The organism is Bacillus sp. JJ664, assembly GCF_036962205.1.
GTDB lineage: Bacteria > Bacillota > Bacilli > Bacillales > Bacillaceae_G > Gottfriedia.
Genome location: NZ_JBALMS010000186.1, coordinates 1 through 3,914 on the forward strand (window position 1 = coordinate 1; position 3,914 = coordinate 3,914).

A 3,914-nucleotide genomic window follows, 5' to 3' on the forward strand; every position below is an offset into this window, starting at 1 on the left:
CCACGGAAAGGGAGCATCCTGGAGTTGTAATCAACTAAGGTATTCTAATAACATAGCAACAAAAATAGGCGAACTCTTACTTTACAAAATCGTACTATATAGTACATGAGTCTAGTAAATGGAGGAGAAGAATGTATGCACCCTTTTTGGAATCATTACCCGCAATATCCTAATAGACATGATCATACTCAGATGGAAAATCATAATTACAATCACCAGATGATGCAATCAATCACAAATCTTGAAAATCAAATACAGAACCTTGTTAAGGCAATTGAAGCCAATAATGAATTGCTTCGGTCAATTGAACAGAAACAAAACCAAGTTATTACAAGTGGTGGCGGTTCTGTTATTGTAAGAATGTAAAAATTGGATACCTCTATTGCTAGATACAAAAAACTTTAGTTTTTTACTTTACCTACAAACAATAAGGACTTCATCTAAAAGATGAAGTCCTTTTCCTATTACTCTAAAAAAGTAATATATCTTAAGAATTTACTAATACTGCTTTAAATTCTTCAGTTAATAATGGTAATACTTCAAACAAGTCTCCTACGATTCCATAGTCTGCAACTTTGAAGATATTTGCTTCAGGGTCTTTATTAATCGCAACAATTACTTTAGAGTTTGACATACCAGCTAAATGTTGGATTGCGCCAGAGATACCACATGCAATATATAAATCTGGTGTTACAACTTTACCAGTTTGACCAATTTGAAGTGAGTAATCACAGTAATTAGCATCACATGCACCGCGTGATGCACCAACAGCTGCACCTAATACTGTAGCTAATTCTTTTAATGGATTAAAGCCGTCTTCGCTTTTAACTCCACGTCCACCTGCAACAATAATTTTAGCTTCTGAAAGATCTACTCCTTCACTTGCCTTACGTACTACGTCTTTTACGATTGAACGTAAGTCTTTAATTTCTACAGATAGTGATGCAACGTCTCCACTACGTGCAGCATCTTTTTCTAATGGAGCAATATTATTTGGACGAATAGTCGCAAAAATGAATGGATCTACCATTACTTTTTTCTCGAAAGCTTTTCCAGAGTAAATTGGACGAGTGAATACAATATTTCCACCTGCTACTTCGATCGCAGTTACGTCAGAGATTAATCCACTTTGCAAGCGAGCTGCAAGTTTAGGAGATAAATCTTTACCTAAAGCAGTATGACCTATTACTAGTCCGTCCGGTTTTTCTTGGTCAACTACTGCAAGTAATGCTTGAGAATATCCATCAGATGTATATGAAGCTAATTTTTCATCTTCAATTACAACCGCACGATCTGCACCAAATTGAATCATTTCACTAGCTAACGCATTTACTGATTGACCAACTAATACAGCAACTACTTCTCCGCCTTCAGCAATTGTCTTAGCCGTACTGATTGCCTCGAATGATACATTACGTAATGACCCTTCACGAACTTCGCCTAATACTAATACTTTACGTGACATGTTATTTCCCTCCAAAATTTTCTATTACTCTATTATTTAATTATATTCATTATTAGATTAAATTACTTTTGCTTCAGAACGTAATAATGATACTAATTCTTTTACTTGGTCTTGTAAGTCACCTGATAACACTTTACCAGCTTCTTTTTTCGCAGGTAGGTAAATTTCGATTGTTTTCGTTTTCGCTTGAACATCATCTTCTTCTAAATCTAAATCATCTAATTCAAGTTCATCTAAAGGTTTCTTTTTCGCTTTCATAATACCAGGTAATGAAGGGTATCTAGGTTCATTTAAACCTTGTTGAGCAGTAATTAGTAATGGTAGAGACGTTTCAATAATTTCTGTATCTCCTTCAACATCACGCTCAATTTTTGCAGTTGTGCCACTAATTTCAAGCTTAGTAATTGTTGTCACGTACGGAATATTTAATAATTCAGCGACGCGAGGACCTACTTGACCAGTACCACCGTCAATTGCAACATTACCCGCTAGAATAATAGAAGGATCTTTATCTTCTAAATACTTAGCTAGAAGTGTAGATGTTGTAAATTGGTCAGCGCTTTCAATATCATCTTCAACATTAATTAAAACAGCTTTATCAGCTCCCATTGCTAATGCAGTACGAAGTTCTTTTTCACTGTCTTCATTGCCAATCGTAACAACTGTTACTTCACCGCCATGTGTATCACGGATTTGAATCGCTTCTTCTACTGCATACTCATCGTATGGATTTATAATAAATTCAGCGCCATCTTCTTGAATAGCACCATTTGAAATCGTAATTTTTTCTTCAGTGTCAAATGTTCTTTTTAATAGTACATAAATATTCATCTTTAAACCCTCCTAGGAAATGTTAACTACATCTATTTTTTAAAATAGTAAACTACTTATTTATGAAACACAGGTTTTCTTTTTTCTAAAAATGCACTAATTCCTTCTTTTGCACCTTCAGATGTAAAAATATCTCCAAATAATCTAGATTCTTCTTCAACGCCCTCATGATATGAAGTAGTTCTTGTAGAAGATAGTAGCTGTAGTACATATTCAATTGATTGTTTACTTTTATGTGCAATTTTTAACGCTAATGAAGTTGTTTCTTCTAATAATTTTTCTTCAGGGACTACAATTGTAGCTAGACCATATTTACCAGCTTCAACACCAGAAATTGGTTCTGCTGTCGCCATCATTAATAAGGCTTTATCTCTACCTACATATCTTGGTAATCGTTGTGTACCTGCAAACCCTGGAATAATTCCTAAGTTTAATTCAGGTAATCCTAGCTTTGCATTCTCCGCTACTACTCGAATATGACAGCTCATTGCAAATTCAAGTCCTCCACCTAAAGCAGCACCATGAATTGCGGCAATGACCGGTTTAGCATAATTTTCAACACGCTCAAATACTAGCTGGCCTTTCCTTGCAACTGCTGCTGCATCATCGGCGCTTTTAAATGAGGTAAATTCTTTAATATCAGCTCCTGCAGAAAAAAATCTGCCTTCACCATGGAATACTAGTACTCGTACATCATCATTTTTTTCTAATTCTTCTAGATGCTGTACCATTTCTGCAAAAACCACAGAAGACATTGCATTTGCTGGTGGATTTTGAATTGTTATAAATGCAACACCATTAGATACTGAACATTGAAGTAAGCCCACAACTTTTCCTCCCTATTGTCCTAAAGTACTAGAACGTTCTTTTTGATATCCGCATCCTCTTATTAACAATTGGTGAACTTTCTCGGCATTTGCCTCCAAATCCTGTTTTTGGCCAGTCATTACCCAATGAGTCATCACTTCGTCTATCGTGCCAAAAATCATTTTTCTAGCCATTCGAATATCTAGATTTTCATCAAACAAGCCTTCTTTAACACCTTCGATTAAGATTGAATCAATAATGTGTAAATACTCTTTAAGTACTTCATTAATTTTCACACGAAGATCAAGATTGGTTTGCCTTACTTCTAATTGCATTACGATGGCTAAATTTAAATCATTCGACATTTCACGAAAATGTGTTTTCACCAACGTTAATAACTTCGATACTGCGTCGCGATTACCTGCAATTTCTTCACGAATTTTTTCAGCAAAGACACCCATTTTTTCTTCAAACAATGTAATTAATATTGATTCTTTATTTTTAAAATATAAATAGATGGTTCCGTCAGCTACTCCTGCTTTTTTCGCAATCTTAGAAACTTGTGCTTGATGGTAACCGTTTTCAGCAATCACCACTACAGCAGCATCTATTATTTGTTTAAATTTTGGTTTATCTCTTTTCATTTTGTTTACTCCTTTGTACAGTGAATGAATAATCATTCATATTTTCATAATACTAACTTATCAGAAAATTGTCAATTATCCTTTAATAATTTTTATCATTTACTTGAATGAAGATTTACCATCCGTTTACCTTCAAATCTTTACTAAATTCTAAAAATTTCCATACA

Annotated in this window: 5 protein-coding genes; 1 reads left to right on the forward strand and 4 read right to left on the reverse strand. The window is 34.4% G+C overall.

The genetic code is table 11. The features are described 5' to 3' along the window. Positions 1–135 precede the first annotated feature (135 nt). Positions 136–366, forward strand: a complete 231-nt coding sequence (locus V7056_RS19820; protein ID WP_499704110.1) for a hypothetical protein — start codon at positions 136–138, stop codon at positions 364–366. Between the two features lie 121 nt (positions 367–487). Here V7056_RS19820 and V7056_RS19825 read toward each other — a convergent pair whose 3' ends face one another. From V7056_RS19825 to fadR, 4 genes are read right to left on the reverse strand one after another with little or no spacing between them, the layout of a single operon-like run. Further along, positions 488–1,465 (reverse strand): electron transfer flavoprotein subunit alpha/FixB family protein, encoded by a 978-nt coding sequence (locus tag V7056_RS19825; RefSeq protein ID WP_499704111.1) that lies wholly within the window; start codon positions 1,463–1,465, stop codon positions 488–490. Positions 1,466–1,522: 57 nt separating this feature from the next. Beyond that, complete coding sequence (locus V7056_RS19830; protein WP_088003584.1) at positions 1,523–2,296, reverse strand: electron transfer flavoprotein subunit beta/FixA family protein; 774 nt, start codon at positions 2,294–2,296, stop codon at positions 1,523–1,525. 56 nt (positions 2,297–2,352) lie between these two features. Next, complete coding sequence (locus tag V7056_RS19835; protein WP_499704112.1) at positions 2,353–3,123, reverse strand: enoyl-CoA hydratase; 771 nt, start codon at positions 3,121–3,123, stop codon at positions 2,353–2,355. Positions 3,124–3,135: 12 nt separating this feature from the next. Then, the gene (gene fadR / locus V7056_RS19840; protein WP_499704113.1) at positions 3,136–3,747 is read right to left on the reverse strand and encodes a fatty acid metabolism transcriptional regulator FadR; all 612 of its coding nucleotides are present in this window, start codon (positions 3,745–3,747) and stop codon (positions 3,136–3,138) included. Between the last annotated feature and the right edge of the window lie 167 nt (positions 3,748–3,914).

What these genes read in the sequence shown, in the direction of transcription:
- V7056_RS19825 (WP_499704111.1), bottom strand. Translation starts at nt 1,465, where the DNA reads ATGTCACGTAAAGTATTAGTATTAGGCGAAGTTCGTGAAGGGTCATTA.
- V7056_RS19820 (WP_499704110.1), top strand. Translation starts at nt 136, where the DNA reads ATGCACCCTTTTTGGAATCATTACCCGCAATATCCTAATAGACATGAT.
- fadR (WP_499704113.1), bottom strand. Translation starts at nt 3,747, where the DNA reads ATGAAAAGAGATAAACCAAAATTTAAACAAATAATAGATGCTGCTGTA.
- V7056_RS19830 (WP_088003584.1), bottom strand. Translation starts at nt 2,296, where the DNA reads ATGAATATTTATGTACTATTAAAAAGAACATTTGACACTGAAGAAAAA.